Here is a 26,985-nt window from a genome sequence, read left to right on the forward strand (position 1 = left end):
CGCATCGGCCGCCAACGCCATTGCGATCGGCGGGCAGTCGGCTGCCAGCGCGACCAGCGCGATTGCGCTTGGCACCAATGCCGCGGCCAGCTCCGCGAACGCGGTCGCGGTGGGCACCAACTCGACAGCCGCCGGCGGTCAGGCCGTCTCGATCGGCGCGAACAACACTGCCTTCGGCAATGGCGCAGTCGCGATCGGCGATCCCAGCTATGCCAGCGGCACCGGCGCCTTCACCGGCGGTGCGAACAACATCGCCAACAGCGACGGCACGGCCAGCGCCACCGCCGCCAACCAGGCCAATGGCGCGGTTGCGATCGGCAACAACAACAAGGCGATCGGGCAGGGCTCGGTGGCGCTCGGCAATGGATCCACCGCGGGCGCTGCCGGTCTTGCCGGCAATATCGCACTGGGCGACGGCGCCACGGCGGCGGCAAAATCCGGCGATGTCGCGCTCGGCTCCGGCAGCGTCACCGTAGCCGCGGTCGGCACGCCCAACGCGGTGATCAACGGAATCACCTATTCGGGCTTCGCCGGTACCACGCCGGGCTCGACGGTCAGCGTCGGCGCGGTCGGCGCGGAACGCACCATCACCAATGTCGCGGCCGGGCGGATTACGAGCGCGAGCACCGACGCCATCAACGGCTCGCAGCTCTACAGCGTCGCCAACACGCTCTCGGGCCAGATCACCGCGAGTGCGCCTCATGACTTCAGTGTCAACAGCGTCACCCCCGGGACCGATACCAACTACAATAACCTCGGCGCGACGGGAGCAAATGCGCTTGCAGCAGGCGTGAGCGCTGCGGCGTCCGGCACCAGCGCCGTCGCCGTGGGCAACGCCTCTACTGCGTCGGCGCTTGACGCAGTAGCTTTGGGATACATCGCCAAGGCGACGGGCACTTACAGCACCGCGGTCGGCCCGAATGCGACTGCTTCAGGTGGATCCAGCACCGCGATCGGCCAGAATGCGGCGGCAGCCGACTTTCAGGCGACCGCTCTCGGTGTCAATTCGAGTGCCGGCGCTACGAATTCGCTCGCGCTTGGCGCCAATGCCAACGCCAGCAATGCGGGGGCCGTCGCGCTCGGCTTCGGGAGCGTGACCGCCGCCGCGGTCAATACACCGAGCACGGTCATCAACGGCACCACCTACAACTTCGCCGGCACAGCGGCGAACGCGACCGTCAGCGTCGGCGCGCCGGGCGTCGAACGCACCATCACCAACGTCGCGGCGGGCCGGATCAGCAACTCTTCGACCGACGCGATCAACGGTTCGCAGCTCTGGTCCACCAACCAGGCGGTCGATAGCCTCGCAAGCACCGTCAACAACATCAACGTCGGGGGCGGCATCAAATACTTCCACGCCAATTCCACGCTTGCCGATTCCTCCGCGGTCGGAACCGACTCGGTCGCGGTCGGCCCGCTGGCAAGCGCAACCGGCACCAACGCCATCGCCGTCGGCAATTCGTCGACCACCGGCGCGGACAATGCCGTCGCGGTCGGCTTTGCCTCGAGCGCGTCGGCGCTCGACTCCGTGGCTTTGGGCTACATCGCCAAGGCGACGGGCCAATTCAGCACGGCGATCGGACCCAATGCCCAGGCCTCGGCCACCTCCAGCACCGCGATCGGCCAGAACGCGGCGGCCTCCGACGTTCAGGCGACCTCTCTCGGTGTCAATTCGAGTGCCGGCGCGGCGAACGCGCTGGCGCTCGGCGCCAACGCGACCGCCGCCAACGCCGGCGCTGTTGCGCTCGGCTCCGGCAGCCAGACCGCCGCGGCGGTTCAAACCGCCAGCATCGTCATCGGCGGCAACACGTACGCCTTCGCCGGCACCACCCCGCTCTCGACCGTCAGCGTCGGCTCGATCGGCAACGAGCGCACCATCACCAATGTCGCCGCGGGCCGGATCAGCAACGGTTCGACCGATGCGATCAACGGTTCGCAGCTGTTCGCCGCCACCTCGGCGATCGACAGCCTCTCGACCATCGTCAGCAACGGCCTCACCCATTATTATAGCTACAACGACGGCGGCACCCAGAAGGCCAACTACGCCAACAACGGCGCGACCGGCGTGAACTCGATGGCGGCCGGCGTTGCCGCCTCGGCGACCGCCGCCAATTCAACCGCGCTGGGCTTCAACACCCAGGCGACCGTCGCCGACGGCGTCGCGCTCGGCTCGGGTTCGATCTCCAACCGTGCGCTGGCGCCGGCGTCCGGCACGATCGGCGGCACCATCATCCCCTACAACACCACCGATCTGACCCTGCTCGGCGCGGTGTCGGTCGGCAATGCGACGAGCTACCGGCAGATCACCAACGTCGCCGACGGCACCCAGTCGAGCGACGCCGTGACCGTGCGGCAGCTGACCGGTGCGCTGACATCGTTCGCGACCACGACCACGAAATACTTCCACGCCAACTCGACGCTCGCCGACTCGCTCGCGGTCGGAAGCAATTCCGTCGCGGTGGGGCCGCAGACCGTGGTCAACGGCGACAACGGCATCGGCATGGGCTTTGGCGCAACCGTGGCGCAGACCGCACCCGGTGGCATCGCGATCGGCCAGAATTCGGTATCGAACTTCGCCGACTCGATTGCCTTCGGAACCAATGCGGCGGCCAACGGCATCCAGTCGGTGTCGATCGGCGCAGGATCGCAGACCACCAACCCCACCAGCGTCGCGCTCGGCCCGAACGCCAAGGCGACCGCGCAGGCCGGCGACGTCGCGCTCGGTGCCAATTCGACCACTTCGACGGTGGTCAAAACCGCCAGCACCACGATCGCCGGCACCACCTACGACTTCGCCGGCACCGCGCCGACCTCGACCGTCAGCGTCGGCAGCGCCGGTGCCGAGCGCACCATCACCAACGTGGCCGCCGGCCAGATCACCTCGACCTCGACGGATGCGATCAACGGCTCGCAGCTCTGGGCCACCAACACTTCGCTCGCCGCCCTCTATACCACGGTCAGCAATATCTCGACCGGCGGTGGCGGCGTGAAGTACTTCCACGCCAATTCGACCGCGGCCGATTCCATCGCGACCGGTGCGGAGAGCGTCGCGATCGGACCGCAGTCGGTCGCGAGCGGCGCCAACGCGATCTCGATGGGCAACGGCTCGGCCGCGTCGGCCGCCAACTCGGTCGCGATCGGCGCCGGCGCCAAGGCGACGGCGGCCAATTCGCTGGCGCTCGGCGCGAACGCCACCACGACGGCGAATCTGAGCGATGCGGCCTATACGCCTGTCGTCGGCAAGACCGTCGCGGGGGTTGCGACCGGCGAAGTGTCGGTGGGCTCGTCCGGCGCCGAACGCCGTGTCACCAATGTCGCCGCGGGTTCGGCTGCGACCGATGCGGTCAATGTGAGCCAGCTGCAGGCGGTTGCGTCGAGCTCGATCCGCTACGACACCGATGCCTCCGGCAACACCACCAACAAGGTGACGCTGAACAGCGGCAGCGGCGGGCCGGTGACCATCAGCAACGTGGCGGCGGGCGTCGCCGGCACCGATGCGGTGAACGTCAACCAGCTCAACAGCGCGTTCCAGCAGCTGAATGGCCAGATCGGCGAGGTGCGGCAGGACGCCTGGCGTGCCGCGGCGATCGGCATGGCCGCCGCATCGCTGCGTTATGACGACCGGCCCGGCAAGATCAGCGCATCGGCCGGCGGCGGCGTCTGGCGCAGCCAGGGCGCGCTCGCCTTCGGCATCGGCTACACCAGCGAGAACGGCAAGCTGCGCACCAACGCGGCGGCGACCACGGCCGGCGGCGACTGGGGCGTCAGCGCCGGCGTGAGCCTGACGCTCAATTGACGCTGACGTCGACGAGGCGGCCGGCGTGTCTGGCTTTGGTGATCTGGCTCGCGGACGCGGCAATCGCGTCCGCGCAGCCTGCGCTGCCGCTCGCCTACACCGTGAAGCCATCGGACGTCATGGTGCCGGAAGGCGAGACGCTCGGCGAGTTCAGGCGGATGATCCAGCCGTTCAAGAACTGGACCTTGATTTGCGACGAGAGTCTCAAATCGAAGCGCCGGGTCTGCAACGTCACGCAATCGATCGTCAACGCGCAAGGCGCGGTCGCCTTCAACTGGTCGCTGATTGCGACGGCCGACGGCAAGCCGCTGATGTCGATGCGCATTCCCGCAGCCGCGGGCGTCGGCGCGCAGATCGAGCTTGCCATGGGCGATAGTCCGGACCGCATCGTTGCGCAGACGGATCGCTGCGACGCCAATTTCTGCTTCGCGACGATCGCGATCGGCAACGTGCTGAGGCGGCACATCCGCGCGGCGACGCCGTGCCTGGTGTCCTACCAGCTCCCGCAGACCGGGCCGATCATGATGGAAGCGCCGCTCGACGGACTGTCCGGCGTGCTGGCGAAACTGAAATGAAGCGAGGTCGGACATGCGGATGTGGAATTCCGGCATCCGGCTCGAGACCGAAGCGCGAAGTGAAAAGGACGGATGGTCGATGCGGCGCACCCTTGGATTGATCTTTGTTGCGGTCGTTGTGGCCGCGCTCGGTGCCGCCGGCGTCGTGGTCTATGCGCAGCAGACGCAGCCGATACCATTGCAGCCGGCTGCACCGGCGCCGGTCAAGAAGCCCGCCGCCGCTGCGAAGCCGCAGCCGCACAAACAGCGTGCGCAGGAGGCGCAGACGCCGGCCGCTGCGGCGGCATCCGTTCCGCCGCAACAGGCGGGGCAGCAACCGACCGTGTTCGACGATCAGGCGCGGCAGGGCAACATCGTGACCTGCGCCAATCTGTTCGGGACGCTCGGCCGCGGTCTCGCGATGAACTCCAACTACACCGCTCAGTCGCAGTGGGACGCCAAGTCCGGCAATTCCCATTCGGTACAGTCGCTGGTCGCGCTCGCACCGAACCAGGCCCCGCAAGGCAATACCGTTCAGCAGGCCGCCGGTATCGTGTTTGCCGCGCCGGTCGGATCGTCCTGCGAAGGCAATCTGGTACGGGTGACGCCGCGGGCGGAGAACTGCTCGACGGTCGCCGCCGAGCTCGCCAAGCTCAACGGGCAGACTGGCGCGCTCGGTGAGCTCGCGACGATGGCGCTGCCGAACGGCGCGCAAGTGGTGCTGATTCCGCTCGGCAATGCGTGCGTCGCGGTGACCGCGCTGCGGATCGCAGGCTAGCGCGGCCAGAGGCTGGGCCCTCGCGCGTCCGACGTCGGCACCAGGCCGAACCGGCCGTGCAGTCCGCGCCAGAGGCCGGCGCACAGAACGCTCAGAAGCTTGCGCATCGAACTTCCCCCTCGACACTGTCCATCGCCATGCTGCGAGCGCGGGTGGCGAAAGGACAGAGCCAATTCTGAGCAGGTCTGCGCAGTTTTTGAGCAGAGCATCGTTGCGCCTGAGCAGCGCGCGCCGAAAAATCTCGTGAGATTCAACTGGCGGAGCCGTGGCACGGCTCGTGCATTAATGACGCCGAGTTGGCCGCTAGGGTTCCGATCTTGCCAGGCAAGGTGCTGGTCCGAGAGCAGCCGCTTGCGGGGGAGACATCCCCGCAGGTGCACGGCGGGATAAAAGCCCGGGAGACCTCGTTAGCCAAGGGATTGGCGGAGCGATGGTCTTTTCGCCAGTCCCTTTTTGTGAAGTTTCGCAAGAGGGATCGGCAATGAACAAGTTCTCTTTCTTCCTTCGCTCTGTTGTCATCGGCTGCGCGGTCGTGCTCGCGGCGGCTCCTGCCGCCGACGCCGCGCCGAAGAAAAGCTTCAAGGTCGCCTGGTCGATCTATGTCGGATGGATGCCGTGGGGTTATGCGGCCGACACCGGCATCGTCAAGAAGTGGGCCGACAAATACGGCATCGCAATCGAGGTCAAGCAGTTCAACGACTACGTCGAATCGATCAACCAGTACACCGCCGGCGGCTATGACGCCGTCACCATCACCAACATGGACGCGCTTTCGATTCCGGCCGCAGGCGGCGTCGATACAACCGCGGTCGTGATGGGCGATTTCTCCAACGGCAATGACGCCGTGATCCTGAAGAACAAGTCCGACCTCGCTGCGATCAAAGGCCAGACTGTCAATCTGGTCGAATTCTCGGTGTCGCACTATCTGCTGGCGCGTGCGCTCGAAACCAGCAAGCTGAGCGAGAAGGACGTCAAGGTCGTCAACACCTCGGACGCCGATATTGCGGCCGCCTACAAGACGCCTGACGTCAATGCGGTCGTGACCTGGAATCCGATCGTGACGGAAATCCTCGGCTCGCCCGACGCCAAGAAAGTGTTCGATTCCTCGCAGATTCCCGGCGAGATCATGGACCTGATGGTGGTGAACACCGCGGTCGCCAAGGACAATCCGGATTTCGCCAAGGCGCTGGTCGGCATCTGGTACGAGACGCTGTCGAAGATGACGGCGAACGATCCCGCTGCGAAGGCTGCCAAGGAAGCGATGGCCAAGGCCTCCGGTACCGATCTCGCCGGTTTCGACAGCCAGCTCTCGACCACCAAACTGTTCGACAAGGCGACCGATGCCGAAGCCTTCACGCGCAGCCAGACGATCGGCGTGACCATGGATCGCGTCCGCAAGTTCCTGTTCGAGAAGGACCTGCTCGGCAAGGGCGCGAAGTCGGCCGACGCGGTCGGCATCGAGCTCGCCGACAAGTCGGTGCTGGGTGACAAGTCGAACGTCAAGCTGCGCTTCGACCCGACCTACATGGACGAAGCCGCCCAAGGCAAGCTTTGAAGGCAAGCTCTGATCGTGTAGTGCCGCCGCAGCAGGAGCCGACGATGCGACTTGTGAACATAAGGCCGGGACGGCAGACGCGGTTCTATCTGCTCGCGCTGCCGTTCCTGTTGGTCGCAATCGCCTATTTCGCCGGCTCCAGCGCACGGCTCACGCAAAACCCGAACGACAAGCTGCTGCCGGCGCTGCCGAGCATGGTGCAGGCGGTCAAGCAGATGGCGTTCGAGGTCGACCCGCGCACCGGCGGCCATCTGATGCTCTCCGACACCGTCGCCAGCCTCGGGCGACTGGGCTCAGCGCTGGCGATCTCGACGGTGGCGGCGCTCGTGCTCGGCATCGTGATCGGGCTGCTGCCGGGCGCCAATGCCTTGCTCGGGCCGTTCGTATCGGTGACATCGATGGTGCCGCCGCTGGCGTTGTTGCCGATCCTGTTCATCGTGATGGGGTTGGGGGAGAATTCCAAGATCGCGCTGATCGTGATCGGCACGCTGCCTTGCATGATCCGCGACCTCGCCATGAAGGTGCAGGAGTTGCCGCGCGAGCAGATCGTCAAGGCGCAGACGCTCGGCGCCTCGACCTGGCAGATCGCGCTGCGGGTCGCGATGCCGCAAACCCTGCCGCGGCTGATCGACGTGCTGCGGCTGCAGCTCGGCCCGGCGTGGCTGTTCCTGATCGCGGCCGAGGCGATCGCATCCGATTCCGGGCTCGGCTACCGGATCTTCCTGGTGCGCCGTTATCTCGCGATGGACGTCATCATCCCCTACGTCGCCTGGATCACGCTGCTGGCGTTCCTGATCGATGTCGGCCTGCGCCTCATGCAGCGCAGGCTGTTTCCCTGGTTTGCCTCGGTGAGGGCGGAATGAGCGCGATCCGGTTCGACGACGTCTGGAAGGAATACGGCGATCACATCGTGCTCGAACGCGTCACGATGGAGGTCGAGCCGCGCGCGTTCATTGCGCTGGTCGGTCCCTCCGGTTGCGGCAAGACCACGCTGCTCCGCATGCTGCTCGGCGAGGAGCAGCCGAGCCGCGGGCAGATCCTGGTCGACGGCAAGCCGTTGCTCGCCGAGCCGGATGCCGACCGCGGCGTGGTGTTTCAGCGCTACTCGGTGTTTCCGCATCTGACCGTGCTCCAGAACGTGATGCTCGGCCGCGAATTTCGAGATGCCAAATTCTCCGCCCGCTTGTTCGGCGCCGCGCGGCGCGCCGCCGCCGCCGATGAGGCCATGAAGCTGCTCGCCGAAGTCGGACTCGCCGGCCAGGAGAGCAAATATCCCTCGGCGCTGTCGGGCGGCATGCAACAGCGCCTCGCGTTGGCGCAGGCGATCATGCGCGGTCCGAAGATCTTGCTGCTCGACGAGCCGTTCGGCGCGCTCGATCCTGGAATCCGCGCCGACATCCATGTGCTGATGAAGCGGCTCTGGAACGAGACCCATTTGACGGTCGTGATGGTGACACACGACCTTAGCGAAGCCTTCGGGCTCGCGACGCGCGTGATCGCGTTGGAGCGATCGCGCAACCGGCCCGAGGAACGCGAGCGCTATGGCGCCACGGTGTCGCGTGATCTCGAGATTTTCCCGCGCCGCAGGGCAGAGCTGCGGTCGTCGGTTCAACCAGCTCCGGCCGGGACGACCCGGTCAGGCAAGGAGCATCAGCCGGGACGGCCCGGCGCTCTCGTCTTGAAGGAGCAACCATGATCCTCACAGAGGAACAGAAGGCCGAGATCGCGGCGCATACCCGACGTTACAACGAGCTGAAAGCCGCGGGACAGGAGCACGCGCCGCGGGCGCTGCCGGCGCCGACTGCGCGCGATGCCGCGCCGATCGCGACCGATGCGATCATCCATCGCGAGGTGATTCCGGGCGGCTGGTACTGGACCACGCCGCTGAACCGCGGCGACACGCTGCGTATCGTCAACACACAGGGGACATCGACCGTGAGCCTGCTCGCGTGGAACTGCGCTGATACCACCGAGCGGCTGAACCACGCCGACACCATCAAGGTGCAGTGGGCGGCACGGCTGCAGAAGGGACGCGTGCTGCTGTCCGACATGGGGCGCGCGCTGCTCGCCATCACCGAGGACACCAGCGCCGCGCATGATGCAGTGGTCGGCGGCTCGTCCGCGGCGACCAACCAGGCGAAGTATGGCGACGGCAGTTTCCGCAACACGCGCGAGAACTTCATCCTCGCCGCGGCCAAACTCGGGCTCGATCGCCGCGACGTGCATCCCTGCGTGAGCTTCTTCGCCCCGGTCGCGATCGACGCGGACGGCGGGTTTGTCTGGTCCCAAGCGCGCCGCGCGAGTGGCGACTTCGTCGAGCTGCGTGCGGAAATGGATCTGCTGATCGCGCTCTCGAACTGTCCGCATCCGCTCGATCCGGCCAAAGCCTATCCGGAGGCGAGTGTGGAGATCGTGCGCTATCGCGCGGGCGTGCCGGCCGCCGACGATCTGTGCCGCACCGCGACGGCGGAAGCGATCCGCGCCTTCGCGAACAACGCGCTGTATTTCGGCGAGACGCGCGAAGGAGCCGTGCGATGACCACGCAATCCGTTCGGTCCGGCCGCATCGTTCTCGACGTCGAAATCCCCGCGCGCAAGCCGTGGTCGGCCATCATCCGCAAGGGCCAGACCCTGCGCATCACCGATACCCACGGCCAGCAGGCGGTGGATACGCTGTTCTATCGCGCCGACGATTTCGGCGAGCGCTACAGCGGGCAGGATACGCTGCGTGCGCAGGGCTCGGCCTATGTCGGGCTCGGCACGCAGATCATGTCCAATGAAGGCCGCGTGATGCTGCGCGTCACGGCCGACAGTTGCGGCCTGCACGACACCTCGGCGGGCGCCTGCTCCTGCGAGAGCAACACGGTGCGGTTCGGGCACCAGACCCGTTACCAGCACGCCTGCCGCGAGAACTTCGTGGTAGAAGCCGCAAAGTACGGCATGTCAAAGCGCGACATCGTGCCGAATTTGAATTTCTTCATGAATGTGCCGATCGATCCCGCCGGAAATTTCACCGTGGTCGATGGCGTCTCGAAGCCCGGCGACGCCATCGAGCTGATCGCCGAGATGGACGTGCTGTGCCTGATCTCGAACTGCCCGCAGATCAACAATCCCTGCAACGGCTTCTTCCCGACGCCGGTCCAGGTGACGATCTTCGACGTCGCGATCTTCGAGCCGGAGGCGTGAGGCATGTTCAGCAAGGTCCTGACTGCCAACCGCGGCGAGATCGCCGGGCGGATCGGCAGAACATTGCGTAGCATGGGTATTGCCTCGGTCGCAGTCTATTCCGACGCCGACCGCTTCACGCGGCCGGTGCTCGCGGCCGACGAGGCGGTGCGGATCGGTCCTGCACCGGCCGCCGAGAGTTACCTCAACGTCGATGCCATCATGGCGGCGTGCCTCGCGACCGGTGCGCAGGCGGTGCATCCCGGCTACGGTTTCCTGTCGGAGAACCGCCGCTTCGCCGAGCGGCTTGCCGAGCATGGCATCAAGTTCATCGGACCTCGGCCGGAGCATCTTGACGCTTTCGGCCTCAAGCACCGTGCACGCGAGATCGCCGAGCAAAGCGGCGTGCCGCTGCTGCCGGGCTCGGGTCTGTTGGAGACCATCGACGAGGCGGTGCGCGAGGCTGAGCGGATCGGCTTTCCGGTGATGCTGAAGAGCACGGCGGGCGGCGGCGGCATCGGCATGCAGCTCTGCCACGACATGGCGACGCTGTGTGAGAGATTCGAATCCGTGCAGCGTACGGCGCGGGCAAGCTTCGGCGACGCGCGGGTCTATCTCGAGCGGTTCGTGGCGCGAGCGCGGCATATCGAAGTGCAGATCTTCGGCAACGGCGAGGGCGACGTGGTCGCGCTCGGCGAACGCGATTGCTCGCTGCAGCGGCGCAACCAGAAGGTCTTCGAGGAGACGCCGGCGCCGGGCCTATCCGCCGACATCCGCCGGCGGCTGCACGCGGCCGCGGTGTCGCTCGGCAAGGCGGTGTCTTATGAATCCGCCGGCACGGTGGAATTCATCTACGACGTCGAGCGGGAGGATTTCTACTTCCTCGAGGTCAACACCCGTCTCCAGGTCGAGCACCCCGTCACCGAGCAGGTCACCGGCGTCGACCTGGTCGAATGGATGATCCGGCAGGCAGCCGGCGAGGACGTGCTGAGCCAGGCCGGTGCGCTCACGCCAAAGGGCGCGGCGATCGAGGTGCGGCTCTATGCCGAGAACCCGGGGGCCGGCTTTCGCCCGAGCGCCGGGCGGCTGACGCAGGTCACCTTTTCGAGCGATGCGCGGATCGACGGCTGGATCGAGACCGGCACCGAAGTCTCGCCGTTCTACGATCCGATGTTGGCCAAGATCATCGTGTCGGCCGAGACGCGCGACGCCGCGATCGCAAAGCTGACGCAAGCGTTGAATGACACGGTCGTCGCCGGCATCGAGACCAATCTGGACTATCTGCGCGCCATCGCAGCGTCTGACGTGTTCCGCAGCGGGCAGGTGGCGACCGGCGTGCTCGGCGCATTCGCCTATCGGCCGCGCAGCATCGACATCGTCGCACCCGGTGCGCAGAGCGGTGTGCAGGAGCTGCCTGGCCGGCTGCATCTCTGGCATGTCGGCGTGCCGCCGAGCGGCCCGATGGACGAACGGTCGTTTCGGCTCGCCAACCGGGTGGTCGGCAATCCGGAAACCACGACCGCGCTGGAGCTGACGGTCAACGGGCCGACCTTGCGCTTCAACACCGATGCGACGGTCGCGCTGTCCGGCGCGCGGATGAAGGCGTCGCTCGACGGCGCAGATGTGGCCTATGACGAACCGGTTGCGGTGCGCGCGGGCCAGACGCTTGCCATCGGCAGCATCAAGGGCCCGGGTCAGCGCAGCTATCTGGCCGTGCGCGGCGGCATCGACGTGCCCCAAATCCTCGGCTCGCGCGCGGTGTTTGCGCTCGGAGCCTTCGGCGGCCATGCGACAGGCGCGCTGAAAGCCGGCGACGTCTTGCATATCGGTGCGGAGGCATCGGGCCTCGCAGGGCCGCGGCGCGCTACGGCGGAAGAGAAGCCGGAGCTGACATCGGCCTGGCAGATCGGCGTGGTCTACGGTCCGCATGGTGCACCGGACTTCTTCCTCGACGACGATATCGAGACGCTGTTCGCATCGAACTATGAGGTGCACTTCAACAGCGCCCGCACCGGCGTGCGGTTGATCGGGCCGAAGCCGCGCTGGGCGCGCGCCGATGGCGGCGAGGCCGGGCTGCATCCGTCGAACATCCATGACAACGCCTATGCGGTCGGCTCGATCGACTTCACCGGCGACATGCCGATCATTCTCGGGCCGGACGGACCGAGCCTCGGCGGCTTCGTCTGTCCGGCGGTCGTCGCGCGCGACGAGCTCTGGAAGATCGGCCAGCTCCGGCCCGGCGACACCGTGCGCTTTGTGCCGGCGACGCGCGACGATCCCGTCGCAGGCCCTACCGTGCTGCGCGCGCCCGAACTGGGATCGGCGATCGTCGGCCGTTACGATGACGGTCCGATTCCGGTGGTGTACCGCCGTGCCGGTGACGACAATCTTTTGGTCGAGTACGGGCCGATGGAACTCGACATCGCGCTGCGGCTGCGCGTCCATGTGCTGGCGGAGGCGCTGGAGGAGGCCAAGCTCAGCGGCCTGATCGATCTGACGCCGGGCATCCGCTCGCTCCAGATCCATTATGACGGCACCGCGCTGTCGCGCGGCAAGCTGCTCGACGTGCTGCGCCGGATCGAGCGCGAACTGCCGCCGGTCGACGCGATGCGGGTGCCGAGCCGCACCGTGCATCTGCCGTTGTCGTGGCGCGATCCGCAGGCCGAACTCGCGATGCGCAAGTATCAGGAGCTGGTCCGCGCGGACGCGCCGTGGTGTCCGTCGAATGTCGAGTTCATCCGGCGCATCAACGGGCTCGGCAGCGAGGACGATGTCCGCCGCATCGTGTTCGATGCCGACTATTTCGTGCTCGGCCTCGGTGACGTCTATCTCGGCGCGCCGGTGGCAACTCCGCTCGACCCGCGGCATCGCCTTGTGACCACGAAGTACAATCCGGCGCGGACCTGGACGCCGGAGAACGCTGTCGGAATCGGCGGCGCCTATATGTGCATCTACGGCATGGAAGGGCCGGGCGGCTATCAGCTGTTCGGCCGCACCATCCAGGTCTGGAACAGCTGGCGCACCACGCGGGTGTTCGAGCCGGGCCATCCCTGGCTGCTGCGGTTCTTCGACAAGATCCGCTTCTTCCCGGTCGACGCCGAAGAGTTGCTGGACGCACGGGCCGCATTCCCGCACGGGCAATATGATATCAAGATCGAGCAGGGCGAGTTCTCCTACGCCGACTACGCGAAGCGGTTGGCCGAGGCGCAGCCGTCGATCGCCGCGTTCAAGGCGAACCAGCAGGCGGCGTTCGACGCCGAGCGTCAGCGCTGGCGCGACATGAAGCTCGACGAGGCGCCGGCCGAACCGATCGATACGAGTGCCGTCGCGACCGGCATCCCCGATGGCCAGATCGGTGCGTTCTCGGAAGTGCCGGGCAATATCTGGAAGGTCCTGGTCGAGGAGGGCGCCGAGGTGGCGGCCGGCGACGTGCTGGCGATCATCGAGTCCATGAAGATGGAGATTTCGGTGCTCTCGCCCGCGGCGGGCCGTGTCGCATCGGTGCCCGTGAAGCCCGGTCAGACGCTGCGCGCGGGGGACGTCGTGGCGTTGATCCGGCCGGCGTAGCTTCGGCCGCGTTACAAGCGATCTGCTGCGGTCCTGTCCCCGTCATTGCCCTATGGGGGACGATCGGACGGAAGCCGATAGCGCCACGCCTCGTCGGCAAGGAGCCGGCGCTGTCGGTCGACGATGGCCGGCCATCCGGAGCGCACCACGCTGAGCACCGCAGCGTCGGCGGATGGACCTTCGTCGCAGGCAAAATAGGCACGAAGCCGTCCTTCGCAGCGGAAGCCGAGGCCGGTGTAGAGCTCGAGCGTACGCCGCAGGCGCCAATCCAGATGCACCTCGGCCCGCTCGACGGCGAGTGCCTCGAAGGCATACCGCGTCATGAGATGCGCGACATGGCTCATGAGCAGGACCTGGTCCAATCGTCCGCTGCTCCAGATCGGCGCGAGCGTTGCCCGCTTCTCGTCCGGCTCGAGCGCCGCGACAGCGGTAAGGCCGATGATGTCGCCGGACCCGGCGTCCTCGATCGCGAACGCGGCCGTGACGTTCGCGCCGCTCAGCGTGGCTGCCATGCGCGCGGCCGCCGCCTGGGCGGAGCCGCCGCGATCGAGCTGCCGCAGTCCGGCATCCCCAAGCGGCTTGAGCCGCGAGATCTCGGAACCGTGGATCCTGGTCAGCAGGATGCGGTCGGTGGCCAAAGCGGCATGGCTGTCTACGAATTGCATGCCCTATTGACGCATCGAACCAACATGCCGTCAAATGACCGGAATGGCAGTTCATATGCAGATTGGTCATGGGCCTGAAACCGAGACACGTTGACCTGTTTCGCGAAGTCGTGCGTCACAACGGAATCACCAAAGCGGCCCTGAGCCTGCGGATCGGGCAGCCCTTCGTCAGTCGCGCCATCGCGCGGCTGGAGCGCGAGATCGGCTTCGCGCTGTTCGAACGCGGGCGCGGCGGCGTCACCTTGACGCCGGAAGGCGAGATATTTTTGCATGAGGTGGAGCGCAACCAGGCCGGGCTGGAGTACCTGGCGCGTGCGGCGCGCGGTATTCGCGCGCGGGGCAGCGGGACGCTGAGGATCGCCTGCCTTCCGGCATTCACCTATTCGTTGATGCCGCGGATCGTCAGCAACTTCTCCAGGAAGAATCCCGGCATCATGCTGTCGGTCGCCGTGCATAGCCCTGAACGGGTCTGGAGTCTGGTTGCCGCGGGCCAGTGCGATGTCGGACTGGCGCGACCCCAGTCGGGTTTTGCCGCGGTCGACGACGAACTGCTGATGACGACCGACGCCGTCTGCGTGCTGCCGCGCCAGCACCGGCTGCGGTCCAAGCGATTGATCAAGCCGAAAGACCTGCACGGCGAGGCGATGATTGCGGCAGCCCCAGGCGCGCCGCATCGATCGCGCCTCGAACGCGCCTTCGAAGACGCCGGGGCTGAGGTCAGAACAGTGGCGGAGATTCAGTACAGCATGCAGCGCTGCGCTCTCGTTGCACAGGGGCTGGGTTTCTCGATCGTCGATCCCGTCGTGGCGCGGGATTTTGCCAGTGCCCGGATCGTGCTCAAGCCGTTCACGCCGCGGCTGGAGATCACCACCGTGCTGCTGTTTCCGTCGCAACGGCCGCGCAGCCGTCTAGCGCTCGAATTCTGCGACCTGCTTCGCGCCGAGACCGCGGAATACAGGAAGCCCGCCCGCGCTCCGGCGTGACCGATCCATACCGCTTTGCCCAGCGAGCTTGGACGGCATGGCCGGGGGCTTCGTCAGTACATCCAGCGTGGCGGCGTCCGCCAACCGCGCTTCGCATCTGTCCGGTGGCGAGCCCGCTCGAGCCGATGAAGATGGAGATCGGCATGCACCCGCGCCAAGCGCGTGCAGGATTGTGTCGGTGCTAGCGAAGCCCGGCCAGACGCTGCGCGCCGGCGATGTCGTCGCATGGATCCGACCCGTCGATCCAGGTGTTGCCGGGCATGCGGTTCGCAGATTAACATATGTTGGTTGGACGTCGTGGCATCCGCTGTGACCCGTAGGAATACGGGGGGTGCCGATCATCGCTCGCTCCAGGCCATCCGAGCACAATCAACGAGCGGGCTAACCTTGTTATCGCCCGGATCGCCTGACGGAGGTCCAGCCCTATGCTCAACGTTGCCCATCTGGTTCGATGCGCGTGACGGCGCGCTTGACGATGGGTGCAAGCGGATGGGCTAGAATCGCACGGGACACTCGCAGCCGTTCCTCGGTTCGCGCAACCATATCGCGCGTAAACTGGTTGCTGTGCTGCAGATAGCTCTGCCGCTCGAACAGCCAATTCCGTGCGATTTCGATCGGTCTGCGGGTGCGAACGGCTGAAACGAATTGAGCGTCCGCCGGTACCGCCGTCTCGATCGTCGCCTGAGGCTCCAACCCATGCTGCTTGTTCTTCCGTCCGATCGCACGCAGGCGTTCGCGCCGGGTCGCCGCGAACGGCCGGCTGGCGGCTGCCGTAAATCCCTGATCGGCGATCCAGCAATCGATAGCGGTTATTGAGATGTTGCCGGCCTGCGGCGCTGGTTCGACTGGCGGTGGATGTTTGGCAAGGACGGCAAGGCGAGCCTTGATCGCAGTCTCCGTGCGTCCGAGCGCGCCAGCGAGCAAGCGGGTATGCATTCCGGAGTTGCGGAGCTGCAGAAGTTCTCGGTCCTGATCCTTGGACCACCGGGTAAATCTCTTGCTCTGCGAAATCTGGCTTTTCTCCAGACAAAGGCGAGTGGTCAGCGCCATCCAGCTGCGGCGACGTGTTCGGCACCCTCACTAGACCTGAGCCGGGGCGTCGAGGTCAAGCGCGAGTTGCGTTTATGCGCACCTACCGTGCCCCTCGAGCCGATGGTGCGCGACAGGACTATCGCCTACTCGACAGGTCTGGCGCTTTCGGTTGCGCTCACCAGCTTGCGAAAAAGTATCTGCTCGTCGGCGAAGCTAGCCACGCAATCATGGCTCTTCGCGAAATTGCGTAGTCGTCTCAGGGCCGCATCGTTCTCACCGAACAACCGTTCGTAGTCCCTCCGCATCATGTGGTGGACGGCGCCCTCTTCGAGACACCCCAGTTCATGCTCGAGTTCAGGCAGCGTGAAATTCCTGCGCATCTGGCGACCTTTCGGAATCCGGGTATGGATATCCGACGGTCGTGAATGCGTAGTTGACGTGGATCAACAGGCCTCGTGACGTCGCCTTAGGGTCAAAGCCCTCTTTCGGCGGCTCGCGCCTCAGACCTCCAGCCATTCCTCGCGGACGGCGGCGTTCGCCTTGAGCTGCTCCGGCGTGCCTTCGAACACCACGCGGCCGTGACCCATGATGTAGACGCGGTTCGAGATCTTCATCGCGATCGACAGCTTCTGTTCGACCAGCAGGATGGCGACCCCGGCCTTTGCGATCCGTGCGATCAGCTCGCCGACCTGCTGTACGATCAGCGGTGCGAGACCTTCGGTCGGCTCGTCGATCATCATCAATTCGGGATCGCCGAGCAGCGTGCGGCAAGTGGTCAGCATCTGCTTCTCGCCGCCCGACAGCACGCCGGCCGGCGTGTCGGCGCGGCGAGCGAGGTTGGGAAACATGTCGAGCATCTCCTGCAGCCGCCACTTGCCGGGGCGACGCGGGTCCTTGATGCCGAGAATCAGGTTCTGGCGCACCGTCAGGCTCGGGAAGATGTCGCGATGCTCAGGCACATAGCCGAGCCCGAGGCGGGCGATCTTGTGGCTCGGCAGGCCCGCGATGTCCTGGCCCTTGAAGCGGATAGTGCCCTGCGGCGGCACCTCGCCCATGATCGCCTTGACGGTCGTGGAGCGGCCGACGCCGTTGCGGCCGAGCAGGCTCACGACCTCGCCGGCGGCGATGTCGAGATCGACGCCCTGCAGGATGTGGCTCTTGCCGTAATAGGCGTGAAGATTCCTGACCTCGAGCATCACTCGACCTCCTCGCCGAGATAGGCTTCCTTGACCTTCGGGTTGCCACGGATTTCCTCGGGCGTGCCGGAGGCGATGATGTGGCCGTAGACCAAGACCGAGATGCGGTCGGCGAGGCCGAACACCACGCTCATGTCGTGCTCGACGATGACGAGCGTGCGGCCCTCGGTGAGGCGGCGGATCAGCGCGACGGCGCGCTCGGTCTCGGCGTGGCTCATGCCCGCGGTCGGCTCGTCCAGCATGATCACGCTGGCGCCGCCGGCGATCGTGATGCCGATCTCGAGCTCGCGCTGCTCGGCATAGGTCAGAAGGCCCGCCGGCACGTCGCGGCGATGGCTGAGATGGATTTCGTCGAGGATTTCAGCGGTGCGCTGCTTCACCTCGGGCAGAGTGTCGACGTTCTTCCAGAACGCGTAGCGGTGGCCGGTCGCCCACAGCACGGCGCAGCGGACGTTCTCCCACACCGTCATGCGGGCGAACACGTTGGTGACCTGGAACGAGCGCGACAGGCCGCGCCGGTTGATCTCGAATGGCCTGAGGCCCGAGGTCACTTCGCCGTTCAGGCGGATCTCGCCCGAGGTCGGCTTGATGTGACCAGAGATCAGGTTGAACGTCGTCGACTTGCCGGCGCCGTTCGGACCGATGATGGCGTGACGCTCGCCCTTGGCGACACTCAGATTGAGGTCGCGGATGATCTGGACATTGCCGAAGCTCTTCTCGACGGCGTTGACTTGGATGGCCGCGGTCATGCGAGATACCCCCGATCACGGGCCACTGTCGCAGCGCGGTCCCAGGCTTCCGCGACGCGCCGCCAGGTGATGCGCGCAACCAGGAAGCCGCCGACGAACAGCACCGCTGCGGACGCCCAGGTCGTCGGCGCCGTCGCGACGAAGGGGATGCCGAGCAGCTTGATCGGGTCGCCACCTGAGAAGCGCGCGACGGTCTCGATGGTCAGGATGATGCCGAGTGCAAACGCCAGCGTCGGGATCGCCGCGACCAGATAGGACGGGATCACGGTACGAAGCGTTCCGGCGCGGATCAGCGGACGGTGCTTCATCAGGATGCCGGCGATGCCGCCGGGCGCGAACATCACGATGCCGATGAAGATGATGCCGAAATAGAGCTGCCAGACCGAGGTGACGCTGGTCAGCCCGAGTTGCAGATAGGTCACCAGGATGGCGCCGAGGATCGGACCGAAGAAATAGGCGGTGCCGCCGATGAACGCCGAAAACAGCACCAGGCCCGACTGCGTCGCGCCGAGATAGGCCGAGTTGGCAATCTCGAAATTGATCGCGGTGAGGCCGCCGGCGACGCCGGCGAAGAAGCCGGCGAACATGTAGGCGAAATAGCGCACCACATGCGGATCGTAGCCGATGAACTCGACACGCTCCGGATTGTCGCGCACCGCATTGCAGATGCGGCCGAGCGGCGTGCGGGTCAGTGCGTACATCGCGATTGCCGAGACCATCACCCAGAACGCGATCAGGTAGTAGACCTGGATCTGCGGCCCGAAGGTCCAGCCGAACAGCGGCATCAGCGAGGTGCGGTCGGTGGTGATGCCGGATTCGCCGCCGAACACGCTGCGCAGGATCAGCGACGACGACGCGACCAGTTCGCCGATGCCGAGCGAGATCATCGCGAACACGGTGCCGGCGCGCTTGGTCATCACCCAGCCGACCACGATCGCGAAGGCGGCGCCACCGATGCCGCCGACCAGCGGAATCGCCGGCAGCGGAATCGGCCAGTTGTGGCTGGCGACCGCGTTCATGACGTGCACGGCGAGGAAGCCGCCGAGGCCGTACTGCACCGCATGTCCGAACGACAGCAGCCCGGTCTGGCCGAGCAGAATGTTGTAGGACAGTGCGAAGATGATCGCGATGCCGATCAGGCTGAACGAGGTCAGCGAGCCGCCGGAGGAGAAGACCATCGGCAGCACCACGAGCGCGACCGCGGCGAGCAGCCAGACGCCATAGAAGCTCAGGGCGCTGCCGGGCTCCTGCTTGGCCGCGGCGATGGAGGGCGTCGGGGCGTTGGTCATGACTCGCGCGTCCCCAGCAGGCCCATCGGGCGGAAGATCAGGACCAGCACCAGCAGCAGATAGGGCAGGATCGGCGCGATCTGCGCGATCGTGACGTTCCAGATGTCGGTGAGCGGCGAGGCGCCGAGGCTCGGATCGAGCGGACCGAACACGCTGGCCAGCGAACCATTGAGCGCGACCGCAAAGGTCTGGATCAGCCCGATCAGCAGCGAAGCGATGAACGCGCCGGGCAGCGAGCCAAGGCCGCCGAACACGATGACGACGAACAGGATCGGGCCGAGGAACGCGGCCATATCGGACTGCGTCACCAGCGACGGACCGGCGATGACGCCGGCAAGACCGGCCAGTGCGCTGCCGACGCCGAACACCAGCATGAACACGCGGCCGACATTGTGGCCGAGATGGCCGACCATGCTCGGATGGGTCAGCGCCGCCTGCACGATGAGGCCGACCCGCGTCCGCTTCAGCGTGACCAGCAGCGCGATGAAGATCACGACCGACACCACCAGCATGAAGATCTTGTAGGCGGGGTAATTGGTGGAGAATACGGTGAAGGCGGGGAAGTCGAGCGCCGCCGGGACCCGATAATCGACCGGGCTCTTGCCCCAGATCATCGAGACGATCTCTTCGATCGCGAACGCAAGACCGAAGGTCAGCAGCAGCTCGGCGACATGGCCGTGCTTGTGGGTGTTGCGCAGGCCGTAGCGCTCGACGGCCATGCCGACCGCGCCGACCAGAAGCGGCGCCAGCACCAGGGCCGGCCAGAATCCGATCCAGCGCGTGAGCTGATAACCGAAGAACGCGCCGAGCATGTAGAAGCTGGCATGCGCGAAGTTCAGCACGCCCATCATGCTGAAGATGACGGTGAGCCCGCTCGACAGCAGGAACAACAGCATGCCGAACAAGACGCCGTTGAGCGTCGAGATGACGATCAATTCAGCCATGGCGCACCCGCTTGAGACTGGGAACGGTTCACGTGATCAAAGACCTGTCGAAGGAAAGGGGCATCACGTCATTCCGGGTTCGATGCTTCGCATCGCCCCGGAATGACGGAGAAGGGCGTGGCCGATCAGGGCCGCTTCATGTTGCAGGTGGTCGGAAGCATCGTCTGCTCGGTGTCGATCTTGGAGACGATGTGCCAGCCCCAGCCGGTGTTTTCCTCGTCGAACGGCTCCTTGGCCTTGTCGGCCAGCGAGCCGAACGAGGAGATGTAGATCGGCTGGAAGAACTGGTGGTCGTCCTTGCGGATGAAGCCCTCGCCGCCGTCGAACACTTCGAACTTCATGCCTTCGAGCGCGGCCGCGACCTTCACCGGATCGATCGAGTTGGCCTTCTCGGCGGCCGCCTTGAACATCCGCATCTCGTTGACCGCGCGCGGATACCACACGGAAATGCCGGTCTTGGCGCGGAAGTCCTTTTCGAAATCCATCGCCGCCTTGTTGCCGGAGTTCGGGACGCCTTCGCTGATCTGGAACACCTGGTTCTCGAGGCCGGTCTGCTTGATCGCGGTCGGTCCGCCGGCGCCGCCGGCATAATAGGTGTACCAGTTGACCTTGAGCCCGGCGTCGGCCGCCGCCTTCAAGAGCAGCGCGAAGTCCTGGCCCCAGTTGCCGGTCACGACGGTGTCGGCGCCCGACGCCTTGATCTTGGCGATGTAGGGCGAGAAGTCGGTGACCTTGAGCATCGGGTGCAATTCGTCGCCGACGACCTGGATATCCGGCCGCTTTTCGCCCAGCATCTTGCGCGCAGCCGCGCGCACCGACTGGCCGAACGAATAGTCCATGTTGATCAGGTAGACCTTCTTGATGGTCGGCTGGCCCTTCATGTAGTTGGTCAGCGCTTCCATCTTGATGTCCGAGTTCGCGTCCCAGCGGAAATGCCAGTAGCTGCACTTCTCGTTGGTCATGCTCGGATCGACCGCGGCGTAGTTGAAGTAGAGCACTTCCTTGCCGGGGTTGCGCGAGTTGTTCTTGGTGACGAAGTCTTCCAGCGCAGCGCCGACCGACGAGCCGTTGCCCTGGGTGATGTAGCGGACGCCGGCGTCGACCGCCTTCTGCGCCTGCACCAGGCTTTCCTGCGGATTAGTCTTGTTGTCGAGCGGAACGATCTCGACCTTGTGGCCGAGGATGCCGCCCTTGGCGTTCAATTCGTCGGCGAGATACTGAAACGTCTTCAGGCCGCCTTCGCCAACGCTGGCGCCGCCGCCGGAGAGCGGATCGATATAGCCGATCTTGATGGATTCCTGCGCGGACGCCGCGCCTCCCAACACCGTCAGCGCTGCCGCGGCGGCAACGATCAGCTTATGCATCCTGCGTTCTCCCTTGCTTGTGTTTCTTGATGTTCAGCGATCGAGGCCGTCTCATAACCCCAATTGCCGAGCCTTCGCAACTTTGGCTTTGAATACCGCGTCAAGTTTTAGCGGAAGGTATTATAATGTTATAGACTATATGCCTTCGAAATCGATCGTGGTTTTGAATTACGGGTAAACTTTTGGATGAGGCCGCGCTTGCTCGCGGATCGCCACTCGGGAACGGACGTCGTCCGAGGCCCGCACGATGCGAGCCCCATGTTCGGTTCAGGCCGGATGTCTGCGCGGCTTGAGTCCCACGAGGAACAGCCGCGCGAAATGATCGGCGATTTCTGCTGGTGACCAGTCACGTCGGGTCTTGAACCAGATCGGATACCAATGGCCCATTCCGGTCAAGATACGCTCTGCGAAATACGTGTCGATGCGGCGGAAGCGGCCCTCGTCGATCCAGCGCTGATAGCTGTTCTGGTCCTGCCGGATCGTCGCCAGCACGTCTCCGACATAGGCCTTCCGGTCATCATCGTTGAGATAGTTGATGTTGTGGTAGGTCGTCTTCGGCCCGCAGGGCGTGTCGTGCAGCATCAGCAGCAAGCGGATTCGCTGCACGATGTGATCGAATGCACCGAGGCTGTGCTGTTGCAGGTGTTCGCGAATGCTGACCTCGCCGGCGAGCCCGCGTCGCAGGCAGGCCAGCAACAGGCTCTCCTTTTCGCTGAAGTGATAGTAGATGCCGGCGCGGGTCATGCCCGCGTCCACGGCGATGCTCTCGAGCGATGTGCCTGAAGCGCCCCTTCGGTTGAAGCTGTCGGAGGCAATCGACAGCATCCTGTCGAACTTCGCGGCCCGCTTGTTCAGCGCTGCGCGAGACTCGAGGAACGGGGCAAGGCTGAGCGGCTCGGGCATCTCAGGTATCGCGATCTCGCGCCGGTAGACGCCGTGCGTGATGATGTCGTCGATCGCATCGATCGCCTGTTGGCGCGTGTAGTAGTCGCGTTCGGACAGCCAGAACGGAACCCAGTCCAGGATCGAGATCAGCGCCACGGCCGTGAGCAGCGGTTCGTCGCAGGCGATCGAACCATCAGCCACGCCTCGATTCAGAATGTCCGCCAGCAGCGCGGCATTCTGCCAGCGCCTGGCATGGACTTCGCTGCTGTAGGGCGCGGCCAGCGCATCGATATCGGTGAACAGGATCATGCGCTGGCCTTCAGGCCGCAGCCGGCCGCGCACGAAGCGCCTGACGATCTCGAGCCCGTCGATGCCGGGCTCGGCGGCCGTTTCCATTTCGTGCCGATAGATCGCCAGTCCCCGCAGATAGCAGTGGAAGATCAGATCTTCCTTGTCGCGGAAATAGTGATAGAGCGCGCCCGGCACGGCCCGAACCGATGCGGCGACCTGCTCCATCGTCACGTTCGCATAGGAGTGGCGCGCAAACAGCCGGGAAGCCGAGACTAGGATTTCTTCAGCCCGATCCGTCGGGTCGGCGGCGACTTGCAAGCTCGAATGCCCTTCCTGATCGCGGAACGAAATCCGCACGCGAGATAATCCCCTTGGCAGCGGCTTGTCGATCTGCGATAGACCGTGGCATACCATACACCAGATGGATCGTGTTGTCCGAGGGGTGATTTGGCGGACGCCGGACCGGGGACACGCTGGACGGCCAATATCGACCGGGCATCAGCCGGCATCACCCTCAGGGCAGGATTTTGAAGAGAAGGGCTTAAGAGAGCATGGCGCGCAACATTCTGATCCTCGGAGCTTCCTACGGCTCCCTGCTGGGGACCAAGCTTCTGATGGCAGGGCACAACGTGTCCCTGGTGTGCCGGAAGAACACCGCTGATCTGATCAACCGCGAAGGCACCGAGGTGCGGATCAAGCTGCGCGACGAGAAGGAGCATCGCTCGATCTTCTCGCGCGACCTGCCGGGCAAGCTCGACGCCGTCACGCCTGCCGATGTCGATCTGTCGCGCTACGACATGGTCGGCCTGGCGATGCAGGAGCCGCAATACACCAACCACACGGTTCGCGTGCTGATGATCAAGATCGCGGCGGCGAAGCTGCCGTGCCTGTCGATCATGAACATGCCGCCGCTGCCTTATCTGAAGCGGATCCCCGCGCTCGCCGGCATGGACCTCGAGGAGGCCTACACCAATGCGCAGGTCTGGGAACGCTTCGAACCGGGCCTTGTCACGCTGTGCTCGCCGGATCCGCAGGCGTTCCGTCCGCCGGAGGAGAAGGCCAACGTGCTGCATGTCGGCCTGCCGACCAACTTCAAGGCTTCCGCGTTCGCCGACGACACGCACAACAAGGTGCTGCGCGAGCTCGAGGCCGATATCGATGCGGTGACGCTCGACGGCCAGGACGTGCCGGTGAAGCTGAAGGTTTTCGATTCGCTGTTCGTGCCGCTGGCGAAGTGGTCGATGCTGCTCACCGGCAATTATCGCTGCATCACGCCGACAGAGCCGCAATCGATCCGCGAGGCCGTGCACGGCGATCTGACGCGGTCGCAGGCGATCTATGACCATGTCGACGGCATCGCGCGCAAGCTCGGCGCCGATCCGGCGGACCAGGTGCCGTTCGCGAAATACGCCAAGGCGGCGGAAAGCCTGCTCAAGCCGTCATCGGCGGCCCGCGCGGTCGCCGCCGGCGCGCCGTTCATCGAGCGCGTCGACCTGCTGGTGAAGCTGATCTCGCATCAGCTCGGCACGCCCAGCGCCGAGATCGACCGCACGGTCGAGACCGTCGATCAGAAGCTGAACGAGAAGATCGTGCAGGGCGGCTCCGGCGCCCAGTAGCGACGATTTGTGATGGCGGGGGCAGTACGCCCTCGCCATGCATCGGCGATCGGCAGGGCATGCAATCGCGGCTGTCGAACGCATGGCTCGCCCTACCTGGTTGAGGTAGGCTCGCGCAGTTGCGGTTGGGAGCCACGCTCATGCCGATCAAATCGCTTCCTCTCCTTGCAATCTATGGCGACCTCGACCGCGCGCGCGACATCATGCGCGCCTGGCGGCCGCTCGACCATCTTCCCCCTGACGACGCCGAGATCGTCGTGAAGGCGATCGCCGAGGGCATCGCCCGCGGGCGCCGGCACGGGCTCGAGATGGGGCAGTGCCATCTGGCGGCGTAAGGATCACCTACGCAGCGCCAGAGTGTCGCGACCCGCTCACGTGAGGTGAGCACGCCAGTCAGGCTCCCTCTCCCCTTGCGGGGTCCCCCGCAAGGGGGGAGGGAGCCCATCGGCCGGTGGCTCACTCACGCTGCTTGTGTCAACGAGCGCGCGGCGCCGGCTAGCTCTGCTGCTTCACGGCCAAAATCGTCACCGAGCGCGTCTGGTGGCTCGGCGTCTGGAAATCGATGGTCTGGCCGACCGACAATCCGATCAGCGCGGCGCCGACCGGCGTCAGCACCGAGATGCGTCGCAGCGCGATGTCGGCTTCGTGCGGATAGACCAGCACGACCTCCCTGACATCGCCGGTTTCGTCATCGCGGTAGCGCACGCGCGAGCCCATGCGGACCACGTCAGGCAGTTCGGAATCGTCGGCGACGACGCGGGCCCGGTCGGTCTCGCGCGCGAGGAACTGGGCCACGCGTGGAAACACCGCCATGCTGGAATCGGCCAGCGCGCTAAGGCGATGCGCTTCGCTCGCAGTGATGACGATCGGTGGTAATGCGGGAGCGGTAAAGTCGTTCTGAATGGTTCGGGTCATCTCGGATGATCTTTGCGGTTGATCGCAGGCGCGGCGACGCCGGCGCACGAATATCTCGTGCGACGCGACGGGCCGAATGATTTTGATGGTGTTATGAATTGACGACGTCGAGAATCCGGACGGCGCGCGATCGCCGGCCGGCTAATTGCCTGCGTGCAGACGTCCGGCGCGCAATCCGAGGCGCGCTATGCGGGTGTCGATGCTCAACATGTCGATCATGGCACCGTCAACATAGCCGCTCGTGACGACGCATCCATTGCGGCGAAAGCGCGCACGCGCGCGTCGTGGAACGACGTGCAATTGGCCGCGGGTCAGGGCTGACCGACGCCAGTGAGGCCGAGCACCGCGCCGGCGGCGAGCGCGAGCAGCGGATGGATGCGGGTCGTCGTGGTGGCGATCGCGACGCCTGCGGCGATCACGACGGTGCCCCAGCTCGAGACCGATGCGTGGGTGATGACGATGGCGCTGGCGGTGACGAGGCCGGCGGTGACCGGAATCAGCCCGGCCTGCACCGTGCGCCGCCACGGCCGGTCCTTGAAGCGTTCCCAGAGCTGAAGCGCGAAGCCGGTGACCAGCGACGACGGTCCGAACTTGGCGAGCGAGGTCACCAGCACGCCGGAGAAGCCGGCGACATGCCAGCCGACCAGCGGGACCACCATCATGTTCGGCCCCGGCGCGGCCTGCGCCAACGCGAACAGCGCGCCGAATTCCTGCGCCGTCATCCAGTGATGGATGTCGACCACCTGGCGCTGCATCTCGGGCAGGATGGTGTTGCCGCCGCCGAAGGCGAGCAGTGACAATTGGCTGAAGATCAGCGCGAGCGTGACCAGCGTTCCGCTCACGATGCCTGCCTCGACTTGAGGACAATGCTGAGCGGCGCCAGCGTCAGCAGGGTCGGCAGCAGCGGCAGCCGAAACACTGCGATCGCCAGCACGCAGAGCGCGCCGATGACGAGGCCGAGCACATCCCGCCGCAACGGCCACGCGATCTTGGTCGCGGTGGAAATCAGGAGGCCTGCGGCCGCGGCGGCGAGGCCGCCGAACAGATGACGGACGACCGGGTCGTCGGCGAAGCGGCCGTAGATCGCGCCGAGGCCGATCACGACCGCGGTCGGCACCGCGATCAGGCCGAGGATCGCCGCGAACGCGCCGGGAATGCCGCGAAACTTCAGCCCGACCGCCACCGACATGTTGATGATGTTGCCGCCGGGCAGGAACTGGCAGAGCCCGAGCAGGTCGGTGAACTCGGCACTGGAGAGCCAGCCGCGCTTCTCCACCATCATGTGGCGCGCCAGCGGCAGCACGCCGCCGAAGCCGGTCAGTCCGAGGATGAAGAAGCCCGTGAACAACTCGCCGATATCAGGTGCAGCATGCTTGGTGGTTTGAGCGGCGGGTATGGCGTCCATCGGCGAGGCGGCTCCGGTTCGCGTTGTTGTTGAGCCGACTCTAGTTGGCCGCGTGCCAAATATCCAATATATGGATAGGGAAATCTGCATATCTATTGCATATGGATCGCTCCGATGATCGAGCTGCGTCATCTCCGCTATGCCGTTGCGGTCGCCGAGGAGGGCCATATCACCCGCGCCGCCGCGCGGCTCGGCATCCAGCAGCCGCCGCTGAGCCAGCAGATCCGCGCGCTGGAA

At 65.6% G+C, this 26,985-nt stretch carries 26 protein-coding genes and 1 riboswitch; of the genes, 14 read left to right on the plus strand and 12 right to left on the minus strand.

The genetic code is table 11. From position 1 onward, the window contains the following. The 9 genes from H8A92_RS28150 to uca form a co-directional block, all read left to right on the plus strand. On the plus strand, positions 1-3,796 hold a 3,796-nt coding region (locus H8A92_RS28150; protein WP_229198771.1), incomplete at its 5' end, for a beta strand repeat-containing protein. A 38-nt stretch (positions 3,797-3,834) separates the two neighbouring features. Continuing rightward, the gene (locus H8A92_RS28155) at positions 3,835-4,371 is read left to right on the plus strand and encodes an invasion associated locus B family protein (protein ID WP_229198772.1); all 537 of its coding nucleotides are present in this window, start codon (positions 3,835-3,837) and stop codon (positions 4,369-4,371) included. A gap of 79 nt (positions 4,372-4,450) precedes the next feature. Then, a complete protein-coding gene (locus H8A92_RS28160; protein WP_229198773.1) occupies positions 4,451-5,128 on the plus strand; it encodes a hypothetical protein in 678 nt (225 codons plus the stop codon). A gap of 292 nt (positions 5,129-5,420) precedes the next feature. Then, positions 5,421-5,531: riboswitch (guanidine-I (ykkC/yxkD leader) on the plus strand. Positions 5,532-5,609: 78 nt separating this feature from the next. Further along, the gene (locus H8A92_RS28165) at positions 5,610-6,683 is read left to right on the plus strand and encodes a putative urea ABC transporter substrate-binding protein (RefSeq protein ID WP_229198774.1); all 1,074 of its coding nucleotides are present in this window, start codon (positions 5,610-5,612) and stop codon (positions 6,681-6,683) included. Positions 6,684-6,727: 44 nt separating this feature from the next. Beyond that, on the plus strand, positions 6,728-7,546 hold the full coding sequence (locus H8A92_RS28170; protein ID WP_229198775.1) for an ABC transporter permease: 819 nt from the start codon (positions 6,728-6,730) through the stop codon (positions 7,544-7,546). Beyond that, positions 7,543-8,379, plus strand: a complete 837-nt coding sequence (locus tag H8A92_RS28175) for an ABC transporter ATP-binding protein (protein WP_229198776.1) — start codon at positions 7,543-7,545, stop codon at positions 8,377-8,379. Before H8A92_RS28170 ends, H8A92_RS28175 begins: the two co-directional genes overlap by 4 nt. Further along, the gene (locus tag H8A92_RS28180; RefSeq protein WP_229198779.1) at positions 8,376-9,221 is read left to right on the plus strand and encodes an urea amidolyase associated protein UAAP1; all 846 of its coding nucleotides are present in this window, start codon (positions 8,376-8,378) and stop codon (positions 9,219-9,221) included. The genes H8A92_RS28175 and H8A92_RS28180 overlap by 4 nt, the downstream gene beginning before the upstream one ends. Further along, positions 9,218-9,868, plus strand: coding sequence for an urea amidolyase associated protein UAAP2 (locus tag H8A92_RS28185; RefSeq protein WP_229198780.1), 651 nt, complete (start codon positions 9,218-9,220; stop codon positions 9,866-9,868). Before H8A92_RS28180 ends, H8A92_RS28185 begins: the two co-directional genes overlap by 4 nt. 3 nt (positions 9,869-9,871) lie before the next feature. After that, positions 9,872-13,414, plus strand: coding sequence for an urea carboxylase (uca, locus tag H8A92_RS28190; protein WP_229198781.1), 3,543 nt, complete (start codon positions 9,872-9,874; stop codon positions 13,412-13,414). A gap of 50 nt (positions 13,415-13,464) precedes the next feature. Here the strand turns inward: uca and H8A92_RS28195 are convergent, their stop codons facing one another. Then, positions 13,465-14,079: a GNAT family N-acetyltransferase gene (locus tag H8A92_RS28195; RefSeq protein WP_229198783.1), complete on the minus strand. Its 615-nt coding sequence runs from the start codon at positions 14,077-14,079 to the stop codon at positions 13,465-13,467. Positions 14,080-14,147: 68 nt separating this feature from the next. On the opposite strand from H8A92_RS28195, the gene H8A92_RS28200 reads away from it, so the two are divergent. Then, on the plus strand, positions 14,148-15,062 hold the full coding sequence (locus tag H8A92_RS28200; protein WP_229198784.1) for a LysR family transcriptional regulator: 915 nt from the start codon (positions 14,148-14,150) through the stop codon (positions 15,060-15,062). Positions 15,063-15,491: 429 nt separating this feature from the next. On the opposite strand, the gene H8A92_RS28205 is transcribed toward H8A92_RS28200, so the two are convergent. The 8 genes from H8A92_RS28205 to H8A92_RS28240 all read right to left on the minus strand — a co-directional run bounded on the left by H8A92_RS28205 (position 15,492) and on the right by H8A92_RS28240 (position 23,169). Next, complete coding sequence (locus tag H8A92_RS28205; protein ID WP_229198786.1) at positions 15,492-16,112, minus strand: hypothetical protein; 621 nt, start codon at positions 16,110-16,112, stop codon at positions 15,492-15,494. Positions 16,113-16,237: 125 nt separating this feature from the next. Next, a complete protein-coding gene (locus H8A92_RS28210; RefSeq protein ID WP_229198788.1) occupies positions 16,238-16,474 on the minus strand; it encodes a hypothetical protein in 237 nt (78 codons plus the stop codon). Positions 16,475-16,594: 120 nt separating this feature from the next. Continuing rightward, positions 16,595-17,290, minus strand: coding sequence for an ABC transporter ATP-binding protein (locus H8A92_RS28215; RefSeq protein ID WP_229198790.1), 696 nt, complete (start codon positions 17,288-17,290; stop codon positions 16,595-16,597). Next, complete coding sequence (locus H8A92_RS28220; protein WP_229198791.1) at positions 17,290-18,039, minus strand: ABC transporter ATP-binding protein; 750 nt, start codon at positions 18,037-18,039, stop codon at positions 17,290-17,292. Before H8A92_RS28220 ends, H8A92_RS28215 begins: the two co-directional genes overlap by 1 nt. Then, complete coding sequence (locus H8A92_RS28225) at positions 18,036-19,328, minus strand: branched-chain amino acid ABC transporter permease (protein WP_229198792.1); 1,293 nt, start codon at positions 19,326-19,328, stop codon at positions 18,036-18,038. Before H8A92_RS28225 ends, H8A92_RS28220 begins: the two co-directional genes overlap by 4 nt. After that, complete coding sequence (locus H8A92_RS28230) at positions 19,325-20,272, minus strand: branched-chain amino acid ABC transporter permease (protein WP_229184578.1); 948 nt, start codon at positions 20,270-20,272, stop codon at positions 19,325-19,327. The genes H8A92_RS28225 and H8A92_RS28230 overlap by 4 nt, the downstream gene beginning before the upstream one ends. 125 nt (positions 20,273-20,397) lie before the next feature. Continuing rightward, positions 20,398-21,636: a branched-chain amino acid ABC transporter substrate-binding protein gene (locus H8A92_RS28235; protein ID WP_229198793.1), complete on the minus strand. Its 1,239-nt coding sequence runs from the start codon at positions 21,634-21,636 to the stop codon at positions 20,398-20,400. Between the two features lie 267 nt (positions 21,637-21,903). Next, a complete protein-coding gene (locus tag H8A92_RS28240; RefSeq protein ID WP_229198794.1) occupies positions 21,904-23,169 on the minus strand; it encodes a TetR/AcrR family transcriptional regulator in 1,266 nt (421 codons plus the stop codon). Positions 23,170-23,363: 194 nt separating this feature from the next. Between H8A92_RS28240 and H8A92_RS28245 the strand changes: the two genes are divergently transcribed. Together H8A92_RS28245 and H8A92_RS28250 are read left to right on the plus strand one after the other, a co-directional pair. Next, entirely contained in the window at positions 23,364-24,428 is a 1,065-nt protein-coding gene (locus H8A92_RS28245) for a ketopantoate reductase family protein (protein WP_229198795.1), read from the plus strand. Between the two features lie 140 nt (positions 24,429-24,568). Continuing rightward, positions 24,569-24,763: a hypothetical protein gene (locus H8A92_RS28250; RefSeq protein ID WP_229198796.1), complete on the plus strand. Its 195-nt coding sequence runs from the start codon at positions 24,569-24,571 to the stop codon at positions 24,761-24,763. A gap of 160 nt (positions 24,764-24,923) precedes the next feature. On the opposite strand, the gene rnk is transcribed toward H8A92_RS28250, so the two are convergent. Continuing rightward, a complete protein-coding gene (gene rnk / locus H8A92_RS28255; RefSeq protein ID WP_163163197.1) occupies positions 24,924-25,343 on the minus strand; it encodes a nucleoside diphosphate kinase regulator in 420 nt (139 codons plus the stop codon). 153 nt (positions 25,344-25,496) lie between these two features. Between rnk and H8A92_RS28260 the strand changes: the two genes are divergently transcribed. Continuing rightward, entirely contained in the window at positions 25,497-25,664 is a 168-nt protein-coding gene (locus H8A92_RS28260) for a hypothetical protein (RefSeq protein ID WP_229198797.1), read from the plus strand. Here the strand turns inward: H8A92_RS28260 and H8A92_RS28265 are convergent. Continuing rightward, on the minus strand, positions 25,655-26,185 hold the full coding sequence (locus H8A92_RS28265; protein ID WP_229198798.1) for a chromate transporter: 531 nt from the start codon (positions 26,183-26,185) through the stop codon (positions 25,655-25,657). The two genes, H8A92_RS28260 and H8A92_RS28265, sit on opposite strands and share 10 nt — an antisense overlap. Continuing rightward, positions 26,182-26,748, minus strand: a complete 567-nt coding sequence (locus H8A92_RS28270; protein ID WP_229198799.1) for a chromate transporter — start codon at positions 26,746-26,748, stop codon at positions 26,182-26,184. The genes H8A92_RS28265 and H8A92_RS28270 overlap by 4 nt, the downstream gene beginning before the upstream one ends. A gap of 117 nt (positions 26,749-26,865) precedes the next feature. Here H8A92_RS28270 and H8A92_RS28275 point away from each other — a divergent pair. Then, on the plus strand, positions 26,866-26,985 hold a 120-nt coding region (locus tag H8A92_RS28275; protein ID WP_229198800.1), incomplete at its 3' end, for a LysR family transcriptional regulator.

This window comes from Bradyrhizobium acaciae (assembly GCF_020889785.1).
Taxonomy (GTDB): domain Bacteria; phylum Pseudomonadota; class Alphaproteobacteria; order Rhizobiales; family Xanthobacteraceae; genus Bradyrhizobium; species Bradyrhizobium acaciae.

What these genes read in the sequence shown, in the direction of transcription:
- H8A92_RS28160 (WP_229198773.1), top strand. Translation starts at nt 4,451, where the DNA reads ATGCGGCGCACCCTTGGATTGATCTTTGTTGCGGTCGTTGTGGCCGCG.
- H8A92_RS28165 (WP_229198774.1), top strand. Translation starts at nt 5,610, where the DNA reads ATGAACAAGTTCTCTTTCTTCCTTCGCTCTGTTGTCATCGGCTGCGCG.
- H8A92_RS28170 (WP_229198775.1), top strand. Translation starts at nt 6,728, where the DNA reads ATGCGACTTGTGAACATAAGGCCGGGACGGCAGACGCGGTTCTATCTG.
- H8A92_RS28175 (WP_229198776.1), top strand. Translation starts at nt 7,543, where the DNA reads ATGAGCGCGATCCGGTTCGACGACGTCTGGAAGGAATACGGCGATCAC.
- H8A92_RS28180 (WP_229198779.1), top strand. Translation starts at nt 8,376, where the DNA reads ATGATCCTCACAGAGGAACAGAAGGCCGAGATCGCGGCGCATACCCGA.
- H8A92_RS28185 (WP_229198780.1), top strand. Translation starts at nt 9,218, where the DNA reads ATGACCACGCAATCCGTTCGGTCCGGCCGCATCGTTCTCGACGTCGAA.
- uca (WP_229198781.1), top strand. Translation starts at nt 9,872, where the DNA reads ATGTTCAGCAAGGTCCTGACTGCCAACCGCGGCGAGATCGCCGGGCGG.
- H8A92_RS28195 (WP_229198783.1), bottom strand. Translation starts at nt 14,079, where the DNA reads ATGCAATTCGTAGACAGCCATGCCGCTTTGGCCACCGACCGCATCCTG.
- H8A92_RS28200 (WP_229198784.1), top strand. Translation starts at nt 14,148, where the DNA reads ATGGGCCTGAAACCGAGACACGTTGACCTGTTTCGCGAAGTCGTGCGT.
- H8A92_RS28205 (WP_229198786.1), bottom strand. Translation starts at nt 16,112, where the DNA reads ATGGCGCTGACCACTCGCCTTTGTCTGGAGAAAAGCCAGATTTCGCAG.
- H8A92_RS28210 (WP_229198788.1), bottom strand. Translation starts at nt 16,474, where the DNA reads ATGCGCAGGAATTTCACGCTGCCTGAACTCGAGCATGAACTGGGGTGT.
- H8A92_RS28215 (WP_229198790.1), bottom strand. Translation starts at nt 17,290, where the DNA reads ATGCTCGAGGTCAGGAATCTTCACGCCTATTACGGCAAGAGCCACATC.
- H8A92_RS28220 (WP_229198791.1), bottom strand. Translation starts at nt 18,039, where the DNA reads ATGACCGCGGCCATCCAAGTCAACGCCGTCGAGAAGAGCTTCGGCAAT.
- H8A92_RS28225 (WP_229198792.1), bottom strand. Translation starts at nt 19,328, where the DNA reads ATGACCAACGCCCCGACGCCCTCCATCGCCGCGGCCAAGCAGGAGCCC.
- H8A92_RS28230 (WP_229184578.1), bottom strand. Translation starts at nt 20,272, where the DNA reads ATGGCTGAATTGATCGTCATCTCGACGCTCAACGGCGTCTTGTTCGGC.
- H8A92_RS28235 (WP_229198793.1), bottom strand. Translation starts at nt 21,636, where the DNA reads ATGCATAAGCTGATCGTTGCCGCCGCGGCAGCGCTGACGGTGTTGGGA.
- H8A92_RS28245 (WP_229198795.1), top strand. Translation starts at nt 23,364, where the DNA reads ATGGCGCGCAACATTCTGATCCTCGGAGCTTCCTACGGCTCCCTGCTG.
- H8A92_RS28250 (WP_229198796.1), top strand. Translation starts at nt 24,569, where the DNA reads ATGCCGATCAAATCGCTTCCTCTCCTTGCAATCTATGGCGACCTCGAC.
- rnk (WP_163163197.1), bottom strand. Translation starts at nt 25,343, where the DNA reads ATGACCCGAACCATTCAGAACGACTTTACCGCTCCCGCATTACCACCG.
- H8A92_RS28270 (WP_229198799.1), bottom strand. Translation starts at nt 26,748, where the DNA reads ATGGACGCCATACCCGCCGCTCAAACCACCAAGCATGCTGCACCTGAT.